16 protein-coding genes and 3 tRNA genes are annotated in these 19,723 nt (G+C 62.2%); all 19 read left to right on the top strand.

All coding sequences use genetic code 11. The annotated features are described in order from the left end of the window. Positions 1–111 precede the first annotated feature (111 nt). The 19 genes from leuC to ACWHXD_RS20315 all read left to right on the top strand — a co-directional run bounded on the left by leuC (position 112) and on the right by ACWHXD_RS20315 (position 19,639). Positions 112–1,530: a 3-isopropylmalate dehydratase large subunit gene (gene leuC, locus ACWHXD_RS20405; RefSeq protein ID WP_003192562.1), complete on the top strand. Its 1,419-nt coding sequence runs from the start codon at positions 112–114 to the stop codon at positions 1,528–1,530. A gap of 10 nt (positions 1,531–1,540) precedes the next feature. Then, a complete protein-coding gene (leuD, locus tag ACWHXD_RS20400; RefSeq protein ID WP_014719160.1) occupies positions 1,541–2,185 on the top strand; it encodes a 3-isopropylmalate dehydratase small subunit in 645 nt (214 codons plus the stop codon). A gap of 147 nt (positions 2,186–2,332) precedes the next feature. Then, complete coding sequence (locus ACWHXD_RS20395) at positions 2,333–3,097, top strand: class I SAM-dependent methyltransferase (protein WP_138762920.1); 765 nt, start codon at positions 2,333–2,335, stop codon at positions 3,095–3,097. 53 nt (positions 3,098–3,150) lie between these two features. Then, positions 3,151–4,233 (top strand): 3-isopropylmalate dehydrogenase, encoded by a 1,083-nt coding sequence (gene leuB, locus ACWHXD_RS20390; RefSeq protein WP_003192555.1) that lies wholly within the window; start codon positions 3,151–3,153, stop codon positions 4,231–4,233. A 64-nt stretch (positions 4,234–4,297) separates the two neighbouring features. Continuing rightward, positions 4,298–5,410, top strand: coding sequence for an aspartate-semialdehyde dehydrogenase (asd, locus tag ACWHXD_RS20385; RefSeq protein WP_003192554.1), 1,113 nt, complete (start codon positions 4,298–4,300; stop codon positions 5,408–5,410). A 250-nt stretch (positions 5,411–5,660) separates the two neighbouring features. Next, positions 5,661–6,671 carry an aspartate-semialdehyde dehydrogenase gene (locus ACWHXD_RS20380; RefSeq protein WP_138762919.1) on the top strand — a complete coding sequence of 337 codons (1,011 nt, stop codon included), beginning with the start codon at positions 5,661–5,663 and terminating at the stop codon, positions 6,669–6,671. 161 nt (positions 6,672–6,832) lie between these two features. Continuing rightward, positions 6,833–9,361: a FimV/HubP family polar landmark protein gene (locus ACWHXD_RS20375; RefSeq protein WP_138762918.1), complete on the top strand. Its 2,529-nt coding sequence runs from the start codon at positions 6,833–6,835 to the stop codon at positions 9,359–9,361. 241 nt (positions 9,362–9,602) lie between these two features. Beyond that, a complete protein-coding gene (truA, locus tag ACWHXD_RS20370; RefSeq protein WP_003192549.1) occupies positions 9,603–10,427 on the top strand; it encodes a tRNA pseudouridine(38-40) synthase TruA in 825 nt (274 codons plus the stop codon). Between the two features lie 63 nt (positions 10,428–10,490). Continuing rightward, entirely contained in the window at positions 10,491–11,123 is a 633-nt protein-coding gene (locus ACWHXD_RS20365; protein WP_138762917.1) for a phosphoribosylanthranilate isomerase, read from the top strand. A gap of 245 nt (positions 11,124–11,368) precedes the next feature. Then, positions 11,369–12,289: an acetyl-CoA carboxylase, carboxyltransferase subunit beta gene (accD, locus tag ACWHXD_RS20360; RefSeq protein WP_003192545.1), complete on the top strand. Its 921-nt coding sequence runs from the start codon at positions 11,369–11,371 to the stop codon at positions 12,287–12,289. Next, entirely contained in the window at positions 12,286–13,593 is a 1,308-nt protein-coding gene (gene folC, locus ACWHXD_RS20355) for a bifunctional tetrahydrofolate synthase/dihydrofolate synthase (RefSeq protein ID WP_032896147.1), read from the top strand. Before accD ends, folC begins: the two co-directional genes overlap by 4 nt. Next, the gene (locus ACWHXD_RS20350) at positions 13,577–14,233 is read left to right on the top strand and encodes an SPOR domain-containing protein (protein WP_138762916.1); all 657 of its coding nucleotides are present in this window, start codon (positions 13,577–13,579) and stop codon (positions 14,231–14,233) included. The genes folC and ACWHXD_RS20350 overlap by 17 nt, the downstream gene beginning before the upstream one ends. 751 nt (positions 14,234–14,984) lie before the next feature. Beyond that, positions 14,985–15,542: a CvpA family protein gene (locus tag ACWHXD_RS20345; RefSeq protein WP_003192538.1), complete on the top strand. Its 558-nt coding sequence runs from the start codon at positions 14,985–14,987 to the stop codon at positions 15,540–15,542. A gap of 41 nt (positions 15,543–15,583) precedes the next feature. Then, positions 15,584–17,089, top strand: coding sequence for an amidophosphoribosyltransferase (gene purF, locus ACWHXD_RS20340; RefSeq protein ID WP_003192537.1), 1,506 nt, complete (start codon positions 15,584–15,586; stop codon positions 17,087–17,089). A 65-nt stretch (positions 17,090–17,154) separates the two neighbouring features. Continuing rightward, positions 17,155–18,366: an O-succinylhomoserine sulfhydrylase gene (locus tag ACWHXD_RS20335; RefSeq protein WP_014719150.1), complete on the top strand. Its 1,212-nt coding sequence runs from the start codon at positions 17,155–17,157 to the stop codon at positions 18,364–18,366. An 11-nt stretch (positions 18,367–18,377) separates the two neighbouring features. Further along, on the top strand, positions 18,378–19,142 hold the full coding sequence (locus ACWHXD_RS20330; RefSeq protein ID WP_044274697.1) for an SDR family oxidoreductase: 765 nt from the start codon (positions 18,378–18,380) through the stop codon (positions 19,140–19,142). Positions 19,143–19,249: 107 nt separating this feature from the next. After that, positions 19,250–19,325 (top strand) — tRNA-Val (locus ACWHXD_RS20325). Between the two features lie 55 nt (positions 19,326–19,380). Next, positions 19,381–19,457: transfer RNA gene (locus tag ACWHXD_RS20320), tRNA-Asp, on the top strand. 105 nt (positions 19,458–19,562) lie between these two features. After that, positions 19,563–19,639, top strand: a tRNA-Asp gene (locus ACWHXD_RS20315). Positions 19,640–19,723: the final 84 nt, after the last annotated feature.

The following is a 19,723-nucleotide window of genomic DNA, read 5'->3' as shown; positions in this document are numbered from 1 at the left end:
TAAAAAATATGAATTTGAGTTATTTAATGTAGCGCCATACCATCAGCCTCACAAGCCAAAGGGTTATTGAAAAGCCCGGCGTATAGAAGCACCGCTGATGAGGACCGACTGATGGCCGGCAAAACGCTTTACGACAAGCTTTGGGATTCCCATGAAGTGAAACGTCGCGATGATGGATCGTCGCTGATCTATATCGACCGTCACATCATCCATGAAGTGACCTCGCCCCAAGCGTTCGAAGGCCTGCGACTGGCCGGGCGCAAGCCTTGGCGCGTCGACTCCATCATCGCCACGCCGGACCACAACGTGCCCACCACGCCTGAGCGCAAGGGCGGTATCGAAGCCATTGCCGACCAGGTCTCGCGTTTGCAGGTGCAGACCCTCGACGACTATTGCGACGAATACGGCATCACCGAATTCAAGATGAATGACGTGCGCCAAGGCATCGTCCACGTCATTGGCCCGGAGCAGGGCGCCACCTTGCCGGGCATGACCGTGGTCTGCGGTGACTCCCATACCTCCACCCATGGTGCGTTCGGCGCTCTGGCCCATGGCATCGGCACTTCCGAGGTGGAACATGTGTTCGCCACCCAGTGTCTGGTGGCCAAGAAAATGAAGAACATGCTGGTGCGTGTCGAAGGCCAATTGCCGTTTGGCGTGACCGCCAAAGACATCGTGCTCGCCGTGATCGGCAAGATCGGCACCGCCGGCGGTAACGGCCATGCCATCGAGTTCGCCGGCAGCGCGATTCGCGACCTGTCCATCGAAGGCCGCATGACTATCTGCAACATGTCCATCGAAGCCGGTGCCCGCGTGGGCATGGTGGCGGCGGACGAAAAGACCGTCGAATACGTCAAGGGTCGCCCGTTCGCGCCGCAAGGCGCCGATTGGGACGCCGCTGTCGAAGCCTGGAAAGACCTGGTCTCCGACGCCGACGCGGTGTTCGACACCGTGGTCGAACTCGACGCTGCGCAGATCAAGCCGCAAGTCAGCTGGGGCACTTCGCCGGAAATGGTCTTGGCCGTTGACCAGAACGTGCCGGACCCGGCCAAAGAGGCCGACCTGGTCAAGCGCGGCTCCATCGAGCGCGCCTTGAAATACATGGGGTTGACCGCTAATCAGGCGATCACTGATATCCAGTTGGACCGCGTATTTATCGGCTCCTGCACCAACTCGCGGATCGAAGACCTGCGCGCTGCGGCGGTGATCGCCAAGGGCCGCAAGGTGGCCTCGACCATCAAGCAAGCCATTGTGGTACCAGGTTCCGGGCTGGTTAAAGCCCAGGCGGAAGCCGAAGGCCTGGACAAGATCTTCCTCGAAGCCGGTTTTGAATGGCGTGAGCCGGGCTGCTCGATGTGCCTGGCGATGAACCCGGACCGCCTGGAGTCGGGCGAGCATTGCGCCTCGACCTCCAACCGTAACTTCGAAGGGCGCCAAGGCGCGGGTGGGCGTACTCACCTGGTGAGCCCGGCCATGGCCGCCGCTGCTGCCGTCAACGGTCGTTTCATCGACGTTCGCGAATTGATCTGAGGAAAACCCGATGAGAGCTTTTACCCAACACACAGGCCTTGTAGCGCCGTTGGACCGTGCCAACGTAGACACCGACCAGATCATCCCCAAGCAATTCTTGAAGTCGATCAAGCGCACCGGTTTCGGCCCTAACTTGTTCGACGAGTGGCGCTACCTGGACGTGGGCTACGCCTACCAGGACAACTCCAAGCGCCCGCTGAACAAGGACTTTGTGCTCAACGCCGAGCGCTACCAGGGCGCCAGCGTGTTGCTGGCCCGGGAAAACTTCGGCTGCGGCTCCAGCCGCGAGCACGCGCCTTGGGCCCTGGAAGAGTACGGCTTTCGCAGCATCATCGCGCCGAGCTACGCCGATATCTTCTTCAACAACAGCTTCAAGAACGGCCTGTTGCCGATCATCTTGAGCGACGCTGAAGTGGACGAGTTGTTCCAGCAAGTGGAGGCCAATGTCGGCTACCAGTTGACGGTCGACCTGGCCGCACAAACCGTGACCCGCCCGGATGGCAAGGTGTACCACTTTGAAGTGGATGCCTTCCGTAAGCACTGCCTGATCAACGGCCTGGACGACATCGGCCTGACCTTGCAGGACGGCGATGCAATTGCTGCGTTTGAAACCCGGCACCGGGCGAGCCAGCCTTGGCTGTTTCGCGATGCCTGACGTTATGTAGGCCGCACTGGCCCCTTCGCGAGCAAGCCCGCTCCCACATTCGAACGAGTTTCTTCAGTTGAAATGCAATCAAATGTGGGAGCGGGCTTGCTCGCGAAGGCGGCAGTACAAGCAACACAACTCTCAAGGAAAGCCACCATGACCACCACCGCCCACACCCAAGTCGTGCAAAAACAATTCGGCGAGCAAGCCTCGGCCTACCTGAGCAGTGCCGTACACGCCCAGGGCACCGAATTCGCTGTGCTACAGGCCGAGCTGGCCGGGCAGGGCGCTGCGCGACTGCTGGACTTGGGCTGCGGTGCCGGTCATGTCAGCTTCCACGTGGCGCCTCTGGTCAAAGAGGTGGTGGCCTACGACCTGTCCCAGCCTATGCTCGACGTGGTGGCCGCTGCCGCCAAAGACCGCAACCTGACCAACATCCGCACCGTGCACGGCGCCGCTGAGCGCCTGCCCTTCGCTGACGGTGAATTCGACTTCGTATTCAGCCGTTATTCGGCCCATCACTGGAGCGACCTCGGCCTGGCCCTGCGTGAAGTGCGCCGGGTGCTCAAGCCGGGCGGCGTGGCGGCATTTGTGGATGTCTTGTCACCGGGCAGCCCACTGTTGGACACTTACCTGCAAACCGTCGAAGTGCTGCGCGACACCAGCCACGTGCGTGATTACTCCGGCGCCGAGTGGATGCGCCAATTAAGTGAGGCCGGCCTGCACGTACGCAACAGCAGCCGCCAGCGCTTGCGCCTGGAATACACCTCGTGGGTCGAGCGCATGCGCACGCCAGAGGTACTGCGGGCAGCAATCCTTGAGCTGCAAAAGGCGATGGGCCAGGAAGTACGCGATTATTACGAAATTCAAGCCGACGGCACCTTCAGCACCGATGTGCTGGTGGTCTTCGCCGAACGCTGATTGATTTTTCCCGACCTGCCCACGGGCGGGTCGCTTGATGAAATGAGGAACGCATGAGCAAGCAGATTCTGATTCTCCCTGGCGACGGTATTGGTCCGGAAATCATGGCCGAAGCGGTCAAGGTCCTTGAGCTTGCCAACAGCAAGTACAGCCTGGGCTTCGAGCTGAGCCACGACGTGATCGGCGGCGCGGCCATCGACAAGCACGGCGTGCCCTTGGCCGACGAGACCCTGGACCGTGCCCGGGCTGCCGATGCCGTGCTGCTCGGCGCCGTGGGTGGGCCGAAATGGGACAAGATCGAGCGTGACATCCGCCCTGAGCGCGGCTTGCTGAAAATTCGTGCGCAACTGGGCCTGTTCGGTAACCTGCGCCCGGCCATCCTCTACCCGCAACTGGCTGACGCGTCGAGCCTCAAGCCGGAAGTGGTAGCGGGCCTGGATATCCTCATCGTGCGTGAGCTGACCGGCGGTATTTACTTCGGCTCGCCACGGGGCGTGCGCGAGTTGGAAAATGGTGAGCGTCAGGCCTATGACACACTGCCATACAGCGAGAGCGAAATCCGCCGTATCGCCCGTGTCGGTTTCGACATGGCGCGCGTGCGCGGCAAAAAAGTCTGCTCGGTGGACAAGGCCAATGTGCTGGCTTCCAGCCAACTGTGGCGTGAAATTGTCGAAGAAGTCGCCAAGGATTATCCGGACGTCGAACTGAGCCACATGTACGTCGACAACGCCGCCATGCAACTGGTGCGCGCACCCAAGCAGTTCGACGTGATTGTCACCGACAACCTGTTCGGCGACATCCTGTCCGACCAGGCGTCGATGCTCACCGGTTCCATCGGCATGCTGCCGTCGGCGTCCCTGGACACCAACAACAAAGGTATGTACGAGCCGTGCCACGGTTCGGCGCCAGACATCGCGGGGCAGGGCATTGCCAACCCGCTGGCGACGATTTTGTCGGTGTCGATGATGCTGCGCTACAGCTTCAACCTGGGCGATGCGGCGGACGCAATCGAGAAGGCCGTCAGCCTGGTGCTGGATCAGGGCTTGCGCACCGGCGATATCTGGTCCCAGGGTTGCACCAAGGTCGGGACGCAAGAAATGGGCGACGCAGTAGTCGCCGCGCTGCGGAATCTGTAATCTCTCGGGCCCGCTTGCAGTTGTTGCTGCAAGGCGGCCCACTTTTTAACAAGGTGTAGTTGCGATGAAACGTGTAGGTCTGATCGGTTGGCGCGGTATGGTCGGTTCCGTGCTCATGCAGCGGATGCTGGAAGAGCAGGATTTCGATCTTATTGAGCCGGTGTTTTTCACCACTTCGAACGTAGGTGGCCAAGGGCCGTCCGTGGGCAAGGATATTGCCCCGCTCAAGGATGCCTACAGCATTGAAGAGTTGAAGAGCCTCGACGTGATCCTGACCTGCCAGGGTGGCGACTACACCAGCGAAGTCTTCCCCAAGCTGCGCGAAGCCGGCTGGCAGGGTTACTGGATCGACGCCGCCTCGAGCCTGCGCATGCAGGACGACGCAGTGATCATCCTCGACCCGGTCAACCGCAAGGTCATCGACCAGCAACTGGACGCCGGCACCAAGAACTACGTAGGCGGCAACTGCACCGTCAGCCTGATGCTGATGGGCCTGGGCGGCCTGTTCGAAGCGGGCCTGGTGGAGTGGATGAGCGCCATGACCTATCAGGCGGCCTCCGGCGCCGGCGCGCAGAACATGCGCGAGCTGATCAAGCAGATGGGCGCGACCCACGCCGCTGTCGCCGATCAACTGGCTGACCCGGCCAGCGCGATCCTCGACATCGACCGCCGTGTGGCCGAGGCCATGCGCAGCGACGCTTACCCGACCGAGAACTTTGGCGTGCCATTGGCCGGTAGCTTGATCCCGTGGATCGACAAGGAACTGCCTAACGGCCAGAGCCGCGAAGAGTGGAAGGCCCAGGCCGAAACCAACAAGATCCTGGGTCGCTTCAAGAACCCGATCCCGGTGGATGGTATCTGCGTGCGCATTGGCGCCATGCGTTGCCACAGCCAGGCGCTGACTATCAAGCTGAACAAAGACGTGCCGATCGCCGATATCGAAGGGCTGATCAGCCAGCACAACCCTTGGGTCAAGCTGGTGCCGAACAACCGTGATATCAGCATGCAGGAGCTGAGCCCGACCAAGGTCACCGGCACCCTGAATGTACCGGTGGGCCGTCTGCGCAAGCTGAACATGGGCAGCCAGTTCCTCGGCGCGTTCACCGTCGGCGACCAACTGCTGTGGGGCGCGGCTGAGCCGTTGCGTCGCATGTTGCGGATTTTGCTGGAGCGTTGATCGCTTGAGGCAATAACAGAAACCCGCGTTCTGGTGACAGGCGCGGGTTTTTTTGTTGCCTTTGTGATCGTTCCCACGCTCTGCGTGGGAACGCAGCTCTGGACGCTCTGCGTCGGCTTTAGATGCGTGACGCGGAGCGTCACAGGAGGCGTTCCCACGCAGAGCGTGGGAACGATCTGGGGAGCTGTAATTGCCTCACCCTCTACCACCCGGTAAAGTGCCGCTCCCCCGTAATGCCCGAGGCAATCCCATGACCCAGACCTTTGAAATCGCCGTGATCGGCGCCACCGGTACCGTTGGCGAAACCCTGGTGCAGATCCTCGAAGAGCTGGAGTTCCCGGTGGGCACCTTGTACCTGCTGGCGGGCAGCAACTCGGCGGGGGCTTCGGTGCCGTTTCGGGGCAAGAACGTGCGGGTCAAAGAGGTCGACACGTTTGACTTCAGCAAGGTGCAGTTGGCGTTCTTCGCCGCAGGCCCGGCGGTGACCCTGAGCTTCGCCCCGCGTGCCACCGCCGCTGGCTGCGCGGTGATCGACTTGTCTGGCGCATTGCCCGCCGAGCAGGCGCCGCAAGTGGTACCCCAGGCCAACGCCCATGTGCTGAAAGCGTTGAAGAAACCTTTTCAGCTCGGCAGTCCGAGCCCCTGTGCCACCTACCTCGCGGTGGTGCTGGCGCCGTTGCGGAGTGTGGTGGACATCCAGCGCGTCAGCGTCACCGCCAACCTGGCGATTTCTGCCCAGGGCCGCGAGGCCGTCAGCGAGTTGGCGCGCCAGACCGCCGAACTGTTGAACGTGCGCCCCTTGGAGCCGGCGTTCTTCGATCGGCAAGTGGCGTTCAACCTGCTGGCGCAAGTCGGCACGCCGGATGCCCAAGGTCATACCGCCCTGGAGAAACGTCTCGTACACGAACTGCGTGCCGTGCTGGAAACACCTTTACTAAAGATTTCCGCCACCTGCGTTCAAGCCCCGGTGTTTTTCGGCGATAGCCTGACTGTGTCGCTGCAACTGGCCGCGCCGGTCGACCTGGCCGCAGTGAACCGCGCCCTCGAGGCTGCGCCGGGCATCGAGCTGGTCGAGGAGGGCGATTACCCCACGGCCGTAGGCGATGCCGTTGGCCAAGACGTAGTGTACGTAGGGCGAGTTCGCGCGGGTATCGACGACCCGGCGGAACTAAATCTTTGGCTGACGTCAGATAACGTACGCAAAGGCTCGGCCCTGAACGCCGTGGAGCTGGCGCAGTTGTTGATAAAAGGCCTTGTGTAAAAGATACTTGGCGGCAATTTGTAGATTGATTCTAACCAGGCGCTATGCTTGGTCCCAAGTGAAACACAAGCGCGTCGGTGACCTATCGGCTCGCCATGCCTAATGGCAGCGGTTACCAACCTTCTCGCAGGGCGGGAAGCGTTCAAACAAAGGATGAGGCTATGGTTCAAGTTCGCAAACTGGTGTTAGCAATAGCGGCCGCCTCGGCGCTGTCCTCCGGTATGGCGCAGGCGCTGCAACTTGGGGAGATGACCCTCAAGTCGAAGTTGAACCAGCCGCTGTCGGTGGAAATCGAATTGCGCGATGTGGGCGGGCTCACGGCGTCCGAGATCACGCCCAGCCTGGCGTCGGCCCAGGCCTTCGTGGACGCGGGTGTCGATCGCCAGGCATTCCTCGATGACCTGACGTTCACCCCGGTGATCAACCCCGAAGGTCGCAGCGTGGTGCGCGTGACCTCCAGCAAGCCGCTGCCCGATTCCTATGTGCGCTTCCTCATGCAGGTGCAATGGCCCAATGGCCGTTTGATGCGTGACTACAGCGTGCTGCTCGACCCGGCCAAGTTCGACCAGCCGGCCCCGACGGCGAGTGCGCCGGCCAGCACCGCGCCGGCCAGTACTGCACCTGCCGCCAGCACGCCTGCCCAGCACACCACCACATCCCGCGACACCTTGTGGGAAATTGCCGCCAAGAACCGCAATGGCGCCTCGGTCCAGCAAACGATGCTGGCCATTCAGGCGCTTAACCCGGATGCCTTTCTTGACGGCAACATCAACCGCCTGAAAACCGGCCAGGTCCTGCGCCTGCCGGACGCTACGCAAAGCACCGCCCTGGCGCAGCCGCAAGCGATTGCCGAAGTGAGCGCGCAGAACGCCGCCTGGCGCCAGGGCCGCCGTGGCCCTCAGAGCCAAGTGGCCGGCAAGCCGCAGTTGGATGCGACCAAACGCACCCAGGCCGGCAATGCGCCGTCGAGCACCCAGGCCAAGGACAACTTGAGCCTGGTGTCGGCAGAGGCCGCCAAAAAAGGCGCGAAGGGCACCGTCGGTGACAGCCGCGCCCTGAGCGACAAGCTGGCGATGACCCAGGAAGAGCTCGACACCACGCGGCGCGACAACGAAGAACTGAAAAGCCGTGCCGCCGACTTGCAAAGCCAGTTGGACAAGCTGCAAAAGCTGATCCAACTGAAGAATGACCAGTTGGCTCGTTTGCAGGCGCAAACGGGTGAGCCACAGACCGCCGCGATGCCCGTGCAGTTACCGGGTGAACCTGCAGCCGAGCCTGCGGCTCCCGCTGCAACACCCGCGCCAGCGCCTGAGCCGGTTAAGCCAGCTGCCGCGCCGGCCAGCACTGAAGGCAAGTTCAACGACCTGCTGACCAACCCGATTGTGCTCGGCATCCTTGGTGGTGCGGCCCTGCTGGTGGTGCTGTTGCTTCTGCTGCTGTGGGCGCGCCATCGCAATGCTCGCCGTGAAGAAGAGAAGCATCTGCGCATGGCGCGGGCGTTGGCCGAAGAGCCTGGGTTCGTTTCCAATATCGATCAAGACCTGCCGCCTGACAGCTTCGAGGGCCTTGAAGTGCCGCCGCCGAGCGTCAAGCTCGACACCGCAACGCCGCCAGCACCTGCGCCTGCACCGGTGGTTGAGACGGTTGTGGCACCGACGGTCGCCTCCGTGCTGGCGCCGTTGGCGGTTGCCGTGGCTCAGGAAAACTCCAGCGACGCCCTGGCCCAGGCCCAATCCCATATTGATCGTGGCCACCTGAACCAGGCGGCGGATGTGCTTGAACAAGCCATCAAGCGCGAGCCCAAGCGCAGCGACCTGCGTTTGAAGCTGATGGAAGTCTATGGTCTGCAGAACAACAAGGACGGGTTCGTCACCCAGGAGCGCCAGTTGGTGGCCAACGGTGAGAACCATGCCCAGGTCGAGCAGCTCAAGGCGCGCTTCCCGGCCATGGCCGTGTTGGCGGCGGGTGTCAGTGCCGCAGTGGCCGCCGCAGCCCTGGATGCGCAGTACGTCAAGGACCTGCTCGACGACAAGCCGGCCCCGCAGGCAGATACCTTCGACACCGATTTCGACCTGAGCCTGGATGACCTGGAAGCCGCCTCACCGGCCGAGATCGCGCAAGACCAGCAAACCTTTGAATCGCTGCTCAAACAACAGACCGAGCCCAAGGCCGATGCGCCGGACCTGTCGGACTTTGACCTGGATCTGCAGTTGGACCCGCCCGCGTCGCAATCTGATGACGACTTCCTGTCGGGCCTGGAAGGGCAGATCAAGGATGTGCCGCCGGTAGAGCCGCCGACCCTGACGCCGGCCGCGCTGGACGAATTCGATCTGCCGGAAGATTTTGACCTGTCGCTGGCGGACGAGCCGAGCGCGCCTGCGGCCAAGCCCGATGCCTTCGCTTCGGAGCTGGACGACGTCAACGCTGAGCTGGATCGCTTGTCCCAGAGCCTGGAACATCCGCCGATCGAGCCTTCCTTCACGGCTGAAGATGCCGCGCTGGGTGCTGAGGATGAGCCGGATTTCGACTTCCTCTCGGGCACCAATGAAGTGGCCACCAAGCTTGACCTGGCCCAGGCCTACATCGACATGGGCGATCCTGACGGCGCGCGTGACATCCTGTCCGAAGTGCTGACCGAAGGCGACGAGGGTCAGCGTAGCGAAGCCAAGGAAATGCTCGGCCGAATCTAACGGCCGACGCAGAAAATGTGGGAGCGGGCTTGTTGTGGCGAGGGAGCTTGCTCCCGCTGGGGTGCGCAGCGCCCCTGAAAAGCCGGCTCCAGCTGCGCTGTCGGACGGGAGCAAGCTCCCTCGCCACAAAAACCCCAGATTAAAGCCCCCTCTCATGCACCCTGACGCCCTATAATGCCCGCCTTTGCGCAACTCATCAGGCTCACAGTTCTTGGCAAATATAGATAACGCGGCTGCCGAAATGGCGGCCGCAGGCTTTTACCGCATCGCCCTGGGCGTGGAATACAAAGGCTCGCGCTATCGCGGCTGGCAGCGTCAGGCCTCCGGGGTGCTGACGGTGCAGGAAACCCTGGAAAACGCCCTGTCCAAAGTCGCCAACTCGCCGGTGTCGCTGATGTGCGCCGGGCGTACCGACGCTGGTGTACACGCGTGTGGCCAAGTGGTGCACTTCGACACCCAGGCCGAGCGTTCGATGAAGGCGTGGGTGATGGGGGCTAATATCAATTTGCCCCATGACGTCAGTGTCAGCTGGGCCAAGGTCATGCCGGCGCATTTCCACGCGCGTTTCAAGGCCATCGCCCGGCGTTACCGCTACGTGATCTACAACGATCAGATCCGCCCGGCGCACCTCAATGAAGAAATCACCTGGAACCACCGCCCGCTGGATGCCGAGCGTATGGCCGAAGCCGCGCAGCATCTGGTGGGGGTGCATGACTTCAGCGCCTTCCGTGCCGGCCAGTGCCAGGCCAAGTCGCCGATCAAGGAAGTCCACCACCTGCGGGTGACGCGCCACGGCAAGATGATTGTGTTGGATATCCGTGCCGGGGCCTTCCTGCATCATATGGTGCGCAATATCGCTGGGGTGCTGATGACCATCGGCACCGGTGAGCGCCCGGTGGAGTGGGCCAAGGAAGTGCTGGAAAGCCGCATCCGCCGCACGGGCGGGGTCACGGCACATCCGTTCGGTCTTTACCTGGTGGATGTGGAGTACCGCGATGAGTTCGAACTGCCGGAACGCTTTATCGGGCCGCACTTCCTCACCGGTTTCAGCGAACTTGGCGGCTGACGCCCGGAAAAGCTTTTGTTACCATCCGGGACTTTCTCGGTCCAACCCTGAGGTTCCTACGACATGTCAGCCGTTCGCAGCAAAATTTGCGGGATTACCCGCATAGAAGACGCGCTGGCGGCAGTCGAAGCGGGGGCGGATGCCATTGGCCTGGTGTTTTATGCCAAGAGCCCACGGGCGGTGAATGTGCTGCAGGCGCGGGCGATTATCGCTGCGTTGCCGCCCTTCGTGACCACCGTAGGGTTGTTCGTCAACGCCAGCCGCTGTGAGCTCAACGAAACCCTGGATGCGGTGCCGCTGGATATGCTGCAGTTTCACGGCGACGAGTCGCCTGAGGAATGCGAAAGCTATCAGCGCCCGTACATCAAGGCGTTGCGGGTCAAGGCCGGGGACGATATTGCCGCAGCCTGCGCCGCCTATACCGGCGCTCGCGGGATTCTGCTGGACACCTACGTCGAAGGTGTACCCGGTGGTACGGGCGAGGCGTTCGACTGGTCGCTGATTCCCGAGGGTTTGAGCAAGCCGGTTATTCTCGCGGGTGGGCTCACCCCGGGGAATGTCCAGGCGGCCATCGAGCAGGTCCGGCCGTATGCCGTGGACGTCAGCGGTGGGGTGGAGCAGGGCAAGGGGATCAAGGACCCGAGCAAGATTCGCGCGTTCATGCAGGCCGTGCGCAACAGCAGGGGTGGGATGTGACGGCTGGCAGTCTGCCGCCGTCCATAACTACCACTGTGTAAAACAGCCCGGCGCCGCCTGTGGGTGGCCCGGAAACGAAGTGGCAACCCTGCGCTGGCAGGTTGTCTGGAAGGCTGAGGATACGGGCGGGAAATGGCAGGTCCAACGTCTGACCCCGTCCCGCCTGTGTCATCGCCACATATGAATTTAGCTCAAGGGCATACGCGGGGCTGTGTTCAAGCCACCGGTACTGGAGAAAAGAAAGCATGAGCAACTGGTTAGTAGACAAACTGATCCCTTCGATCATGCGTTCCGAGGTGAAGAAAAGCTCGGTTCCTGAAGGTCTGTGGCACAAATGCCCATCCTGCGACGCGGTGCTGTATCGCCCGGAGCTGGAAAAGACCCTGGACGTTTGCCCCAAGTGCAACCACCACATGCGTATTGGCGCACGCGCCCGTATCGACATCTTCCTGGATGCCGACGGCCGTAATGAGCTGGGCGCCGACCTGGAGCCGGTTGACCGTCTCAAGTTCCGCGACAGCAAGAAGTACAAGGACCGTCTGGTCGGCGCGCAGAAGCAGACTGGCGAGAAAGACGCGCTGATTTCGGTCAGCGGCAAGCTGCTGGGCATGCCAGTGGTGGTCTCGGCCTTCGAATTCTCCTTCATGGGCGGTTCCATGGGCGCCATCGTCGGTGAGCGCTTTGTTCGCGCTGCCAACTATGCCCTGGAAAACCGTTGCCCGATGATCTGCTTCGCCGCCTCCGGTGGTGCGCGTATGCAGGAAGCCCTGATTTCCCTGATGCAAATGGCCAAGACCTCGGCGGTACTGGCGCGTCTGCGTGAAGAAGGCATCCCGTTTATCTCCGTACTGACCGACCCGGTCTACGGCGGCGTATCCGCCAGCCTGGCAATGTTGGGCGATGTGATCGTTGGCGAGCCAAAAGCGCTGATCGGCTTTGCTGGCCCACGTGTGATCGAGCAGACCGTGCGGGAAAAACTGCCGGAAGGCTTCCAGCGCAGCGAGTTCCTGCTGGAGCACGGTGCGATCGACCTGATCATCCCGCGTGGCGAACTGCGCCCGCGCCTGGGCAGCTTGCTTGCGCAAATGATGGGCCTGCCGACGCCTGTGTACATTGCGCCTAAGGTCGAGCCGATCGTCGTGCCGCCGGTGCCTGCAAACCTATGACCCAACGAACCCTGGGCGAATGGCTCGCCTACCTTGAGCAGTTGCATCCGTCCGCCATCGACATGGGCCTGGAGCGCTCGCAACAGGTAGCGGCCCGCCTCGGGTTGGGCCGGCCGGCACCGCGTGTGATCACGGTCACCGGCACCAACGGCAAAGGCTCCACCTGTGCCTTTGTCGCCGCGCTGTTGCAGGCCCAGGGCCTCAAAGTCGGCGTGTACAGCTCGCCGCACCTGCTGCGCTACAACGAGCGGGTGCAACTCAATGGCGTAGAAGCCACTGATGCCCAGCTGTGCGAAGCCTTTGCTGCGCTGGAGGCCGGGCGTGGCGACACTTCCCTGACCTATTTCGAGATGGGCACCCTGGCGGCGTTCTGGCTGTTCGAGCGTGCGCAACTGGATGTGGTCGTGCTGGAAGTCGGCCTCGGCGGGCGCCTGGATACGGTCAACGTGGTGGATGCCGACCTGGCCCTGGTGACCAGCATTGGTGTCGATCACGCTGACTACCTGGGCAATACCCGCGAATCGGTGTCTTTTGAAAAGGCCGGGATCTTCCGCCAGGGCCGTCCGGCGCTGTGCGGTGACCTGGACCCGCCGCAACCCTTGCTCGACAAGGCGCGTGAACTCGATTGCCCGTTCTACCTGCGCGGTCGCGAATTCACTCTGGACATCGGCGAGACCCATTGGCAATGGCGTGGGCAGGATGCACGTGGCCAACGGGTCGAGCTGCTTGATTTACCGTTGCTGAACCTGCCGATGGAAAACGCCGCGCTCGCGCTGCAAGCCTATCTGTTGCTGGGCCTGCCGTGGGATGCCGCGCAGATTGCCGCGACCTTGCTGGCAACCAAAGTGGTGGGCCGCCTGGATCGCCGAACCTTCGACTGGCAAGGCAAGCGCCTGAGCCTGATGTTGGACGTAGGCCATAACCCCCATGCTGCGCAGTACCTGGCGCAGCGTCTGGCGCGTAGCCCGCTGGCGGGGAATCGCCTGGCGGTGTTCGGGTTATTGGTCGACAAGGACCTGGACGGCGTGGTTGCGCCACTGCTGGCCAACGTCCAGTCGTGGGCCGTTGCGCCGCTGGATACGCCGCGCAGCCGTCCTGCGGTTGAGTTGGAAACGGCCTTGCAGAACCTTGGCGCGCCGGTGACGTCGTATGCAAGCGTCACTGCCGCCCTGGAGGCGCAGTGCGCAGTAGCGACGGCCGAGGACGAAATCCTGTTGTTCGGATCATTTTATTGTGTTGCCGAGGCGCTTGAATGGCTGGCCCGGCGCTCCACGGAGGAAGCTGCACATGGCATTACTGGATAGCGCATACAAGCAGCGAATGGTCGGGGCCCTGGTGCTGGTGGCGTTGGCGGTAATCTTTCTGCCGATGTTGTTTTCCCGCCAGGACGAACAGCGCCAGGTGGTGGTTGAAGCCCCCGCCGCGCCCCAGGCACCTGTGGTGCCGCAGGTTCAGGTCGAGCCGGTGGTGGTGCCTGAGCCCCAGGCGTTGCCGCAAGAGCCTGTGCCCACCGATGAGGAGGTTGCCGCGCAAGAGGCGCCTTCGATGCCGGTGCAGCCAAGTGTCCCGGTGGTCAAGCCGGCGCCAGCACCGGCCGTTGCTGCCAAGCCGGCCGCACCGGCACCAGCGCCCAAACCGGTAGCGCCGCAGCCTGCGGCACCGGGCAAGCCGGATGTGGGCCAGAGCCGCATCGACCCTAATGGCCTGCCGATCAGTTGGTCGATCCAACTGGCCAGCCTGGCCAATCGCGAAAGTGCCGACGCCTTGCAGAAAAAGCTGCGTGCCCAAGGCTATAACGCTTATATCCGCAGCGCCGACGGCAAGAACCGTGTGTTTGTCGGGCCGCTGATCGAGCGTGCCGAGGCAGATCGCCTGCGCGACTTGTTGGGTCGCCAGCAGAACCTCAACGGTTTTGTGGTGCGTTTCCAGCCCGAGCGCGGCTGAACCACTGCCGGCTTTGGCTGCAATACGGCCTGAATGTGGGAGCTGGCCTGCCTGCGATCCAGTCAACTCGGTGATTCAGGTACACCGAGTCGATACCTTCGCAGGCAAGCCAGCTCCCACAGTCGACCGCGCCCGGCACACACTCCACGATGCGAAGCGAGCCGCTCTTGATCTTGACCTGCTTTTGATCTTAGGCGCCCCGTTAAACCACGCTGGCCGGAATTCGACAGGGATTTGGGGGGTAAACCGGCAGGGATGCCGGTTTAGCCGCCCCGCGCCATGGATGGCGCGTGGCGGCGACCCCCCAAATCACTGGCGGATTACGGGCACACCGAGCCTAAGCGAGGTGCCGAGTGGTGGGGCAAGAGCCCTTTTGGTTACTTTTGGGGCTCTTTTCCAAAAGTGACCCGCTGTCAGAGCGGAACCCTAAGTGGCCGTTACCGCAGCAATGGATATGTACACAATCCAACTGTGTTGACTGCTAGGCCGCCTTCGCGAGCAAGCCCGCTCCCACAGTTGGATCGTGGGGTGTCAGCTGTCGGTTCGTCACGGGCGGGAGCAAGCTCCCTCGCCACAGCTTCAGCCTCGGCCCTAAGCTATGTAGATACCGCTCCCACATTGGTTTGTGCCGGGGTTGAAATCCGATCGCCCCGTCACAATCTATTGATTTGCAAAGCACCCGCAATCACCGCTTACCGATAGCCCGGCGCTCTGCTAAAATGCGCCGCCTTATCCGTACGTAGGCTGCACTGTGCCATTTACCTGGGTTGATTGGGCGATCGTTGCAATCGTCGCCATCTCCGCTTTGATCAGTCTGAGCCGCGGCTTCGTAAAAGAAGCACTGTCGTTGCTGACCTGGATCATCGCAGGAGTCGTAGCCTGGATGTTCGGTGGTTCACTGTCGGTCTACCTGGCCGGGTACATAGAGACACCTTCGGCTCGCGTCATCGCGGGCTGCGCCATCATGTTCATCGCCACGCTGCTGGTGGGGGCAATGGTCAATTATCTTATTGGCGAGTTGATACGTGTCACCGGCCTCTCCGGGACCGATCGATTTCTCGGCATGGCCTTCGGGGCTGCGCGTGGCGCGCTGCTGGTGGTCGTGGCGGTCGGGTTGTTGAGCCTGGGGCCGGTACAGCAGGATTCGTGGTGGCAGGAGTCGGTACTCGTGCCAAAATTTCTATTGGTTGCAGACTGGTCCAAGAACCTCATATTGGGGTGGAGCAGTCAGTGGCTGGCCAGCGGAATCAGCGTACCCGCTGATCTTCCGTTCAAGGAACATCTCTTGCCGGCCAAAACGCCTCAGTAAGTTGTGTTCAGTCAAGATTCATTAAGTAGGGGTTGCGTCGCATGTGTGGCATCGTCGGTATCGTCGGTAAGTCGAACGTCAATCAGGCGCTGTATGACGCGCTAACCGTCCTCCAGCACCGCGGCCAGGACGCTGCCGGTATTGTGACCAGCCACGACGGCCGGTTATTCCTGCGCAAGGACAATGGCCTGGTGCGTGACGTGTTCCATCAGCGTCACATGCAGCGCCTCGTCGGGCACATGGGCATTGGCCATGTGCGTTACCCGACCGCTGGTAGCTCGACCTCGGCCGAAGCTCAACCGTTCTACGTCAACTCGCCTTACGGCATTACCTTGGCGCACAACGGTAACCTGACCAACGTTGAACAACTGGCCAAGGAGATCTACGAATCTGACCTGCGCCACGTCAACACCAGCTCCGATTCGGAAGTGCTGCTCAACGTGTTCGCTCACGAGCTGGCCCAGCGCGGCAAGCTGCAGCCGACCGAAGAAGACGTGTTCGCTGCCGTGATCGACGTGCACAACCGTTGCGTCGGTGGTTATGCGGTGGTGGCGATGATCACCGGTTACGGCATCGTCGGTTTCCGCGACCCCCACGGCATTCGCCCGATCGTGTTCGGCCAGCGTCACACCGACGAAGGCGTCGAGTACATGATCGCTTCCGAAAGCGTGTCCCTGGACGTGCTGGGCTTCACCCTGATCCGCGACCTGGCGCCGGGCGAGGCTGTCTACATCACTGAAGACGGCAAGCTGCACACCCGTCAGTGCGCCGTAGCGCCGAAACTCACTCCATGCATCTTCGAACACGTCTACCTGGCGCGTCCGGATTCGATCATCGACGGCGTCTCGGTCTACAAGGCGCGCCTGCGCATGGGCGAGAAGCTGGCCGAGAAGATCCTGCGCGAGCGTCCCGAGCACGACATCGACGTGGTCATCCCGATCCCGGACACCAGCCGTACCGCTGCGCTGGAGCTGGCCAACCATCTGGGCGTCAAGTTCCGCGAAGGCTTCGTGAAGAACCGCTACATCGGCCGTACCTTCATCATGCCCGGCCAGGCGGCGCGCAAGAAGTCGGTACGCCAGAAGCTCAACGCCATTGAGCTTGAGTTCCGCGGCAAGAACGTGATGCTGGTGGATGACTCCATCGTGCGCGGCACCACCTGCAAGCAGATCATCCAGATGGCCCGCGAAGCCGGGGCGAAGAACGTGTACTTCTGTTCCGCCGCGCCTGCAGTGCGTTATCCGAACGTGTACGGTATCGACATGCCGAGCGCCCATGAGCTGATCGCCCATAACCGTTCGACCCAGGACGTGGCCGACCTGATCGGCGCCGACTGGCTGATCTACCAGGACCTGCCGGACCTGATCGAAGCGGTTGGCGGTGGCAAGATCAAGATCGAGCAGTTCGACTGCGCCGTGTTCGACGGCAAGTACGTGACTGGCGATGTGGACGAGGCCTACCTGAACAAGATCGAACAGGCGCGCAACGACTCGTCGAAGATCAAGACCCAGGCGGTCAGCGCGATCATCGATCTGTATAACAACTGAGTAAACACCGGCCCTGAGGGGCCGGTTTTGTATCTTAAATAAAGAATTGAATAAGGAGTCGCAGCATGAGTCAGGAATGGGATGCCGGTCGGTTGGACAGCGACCTCGACGGCGTAGCTTTCGATACCCTGGCTGTGCGCGCCGGCCAGCACCGTACCCCGGAAGGTGAGCACGGCGACCCGATGTTCTTCACTTCCAGCTACGTATTCCGTACTGCCGCCGACGCCGCTGCGCGCTTTGCCGGCGAAGTGCCGGGCAACGTGTATTCGCGCTACACCAACCCGACCGTGCGCGCGTTCGAAGAGCGCATTGCGGCCCTGGAAGGTGCCGAGCAGGCCGTGGCGACCGCCACCGGCATGGCGGCCATCCTGGCCGTGGTGATGAGCCTGTGCAGCGCCGGCGACCATGTGCTGGTATCGCGCAGCGTGTTTGGCTCGACCATCAGCCTGTTCGAGAAGTACTTCAAGCGTTTCGGTATTGAAGTGGACTACGTGCCCCTGGCGGACCTGTCCGGCTGGGAAGCGGCCATCAAGGCCAATACCAAGCTGTTGTTCGTCGAATCGCCGTCCAACCCGCTGGCTGAGCTGGTGGATATCGCCGCGCTGTCGGAAGTCGCGCATGCCAAGGGCGCGATGCTGGTGGTGGACAACTGCTTCTGCACCCCGGCCTTGCAGCAACCGCTGAAGCTGGGTGCGGACATCGTGGTGCACTCGGCAACCAAGTTCATCGACGGCCAGGGCCGTTGCATGGGCGGCGTGGTGGCCGGTCGCAGCGAGCAGATGAAGGAAGTGGTGGGCTTTTTGCGCACCGCCGGCCCGACCCTGAGCCCGTTCAACGCCTGGATCTTCCTCAAAGGCCTGGAAACCCTCAGCCTGCGCATGAAAGCCCATTGCGCCAACGCCCAGGCCCTGGCCGAGTGGCTGGAGCAGCAGGACGGTATCGAGAAGGTGCATTACGCCGGCCTCAAGAGCCACCCGCAACACGCCTTGGCTCAGCGCCAGCAGCGTGGTTTCGGTGCGGTGGTGAGCTTTGAAGTGAAGGGCGGCAAAGACGGCGCCTGGCGCTTTATCGACGCGACGCGCTTGATCTCCATCACCGCCAACCTGGGTGACAGCAAAACCACCATCACCCACCCGAGCACCACCTCCCACGGCCGCCTGGCGCCGCAGGAGCGGGAAGCGGCCGGCATCCGTGACAGCCTGATCCGCATTGCGGTGGGCCTGGAAGACGTTGCTGACTTGCAGGCAGACCTGGCCCGCGGGCTGGCGGCCTTGTGATCGAGTGGTCCATGGAGGCCGCGGGGGCCAGTAACGGGCGCGTGGCGTTGGTGACGGGCGCGGCGCGAGGCATTGGCCTCGGGATTGCCGCGTGGCTGATCAGTGAAGGCTGGCAGGTGGTGCTGACCGACCTGGACCGCGAGCGCGGTGCCAAGGTGTCCAAGGTGCTGGGCGACAATGCCTGGTTTATCACCATGGACGTGGCCGACGAGAAACAAGTGGCCCAGGGTGTTGCCGAGGTGCTGGGGCAGTTCGGGCGCCTGGATGCGTTGGTGTGCAATGCGGCGGTGGCCGACCCGCGCAACATCACCCTGGAAAGCCTCGACCTGGCGTACTGGAATCGGGTGCTGGCGGTCAACCTCAGTGGGCCGATGCTACTGGCCAAGCACTGCGCGCCTTACCTGCGTGCCCATGGCGGTGCCATCGTCAATCTGGCCTCGACCCGGGCGCGCCAATCCGAGCCCGACACCGAAGCCTATGCGGCCAGCAAAGGCGGGTTGTTGGCCCTGACCCACGCCCTGGCCATGAGCCTGGGGCCTGAAGTGCGAGTCAATGCGGTCAGCCCTGGCTGGATCGACGCGCGTGACCCGGCGGCGCGGCGTGCAGAGCCGCTCACCGACGCCGACCATGCCCAGCATCCGGCGGGCAGGGTGGGGACGGTGGAGGACGTGGCCGCGATGGTGGCCTGGTTGCTGTCACGCCAGGCCGGGTTCGTCACCGGGCAAGAGTTCGTGGTGGACGGTGGCATGAGCAAGAAGATGATTTACAGCGAGTAGAGCCGGTGGCCGTCTTGAAGTCATTTTGTCTTTTTCAGAAAAACTTCAAGCAGGCTATTGACTTAGGTCCGCTACCTGCGTAAATTTCGCGGCCTCAACGAAGCAAAGGGTGATTAGCTCAGCTGGGAGAGCATCTGCCTTACAAGCAGAGGGTCGGCGGTTCGATCCCGTCATCACCCACCACTTCTTGAGAGTTTTGCCTTAGGGCAAGACGCAACGTTAAAGGTTGCACCGACGCGCAGCGGTAGTTCAGTCGGTTAGAATACCGGCCTGTCACGCCGGGGGTCGCGGGTTCGAGTCCCGTCCGCTGCGCCATATTTTCCAGGTTCGACATGTCGGGCTTGAGATTGAACAGCCAAGGCTGATCGGTCAGATGTTTAAAGGTGGTTGAGGGTTCATGCTCAATCAGCCAAGCGATACGCAGCGGTAGTTCAGTCGGTTAGAATACCGGCCTGTCACGCCGGGGGTCGCGGGTTCGAGTCCCGTCCGCTGCGCCATATCTGCCTCAAGGCCCACTGAACGCCTTGAAGCACAAGGAAAGCCACTGGCTCACCTTGATCCGATAGCAAAGACCCTGGTCG

This window comes from Pseudomonas fjordensis, from assembly GCF_976987115.1.
Note: the sequence above shows the minus strand (reverse complement) of the source record. Positions and strands in the feature narration are given on the sequence as shown.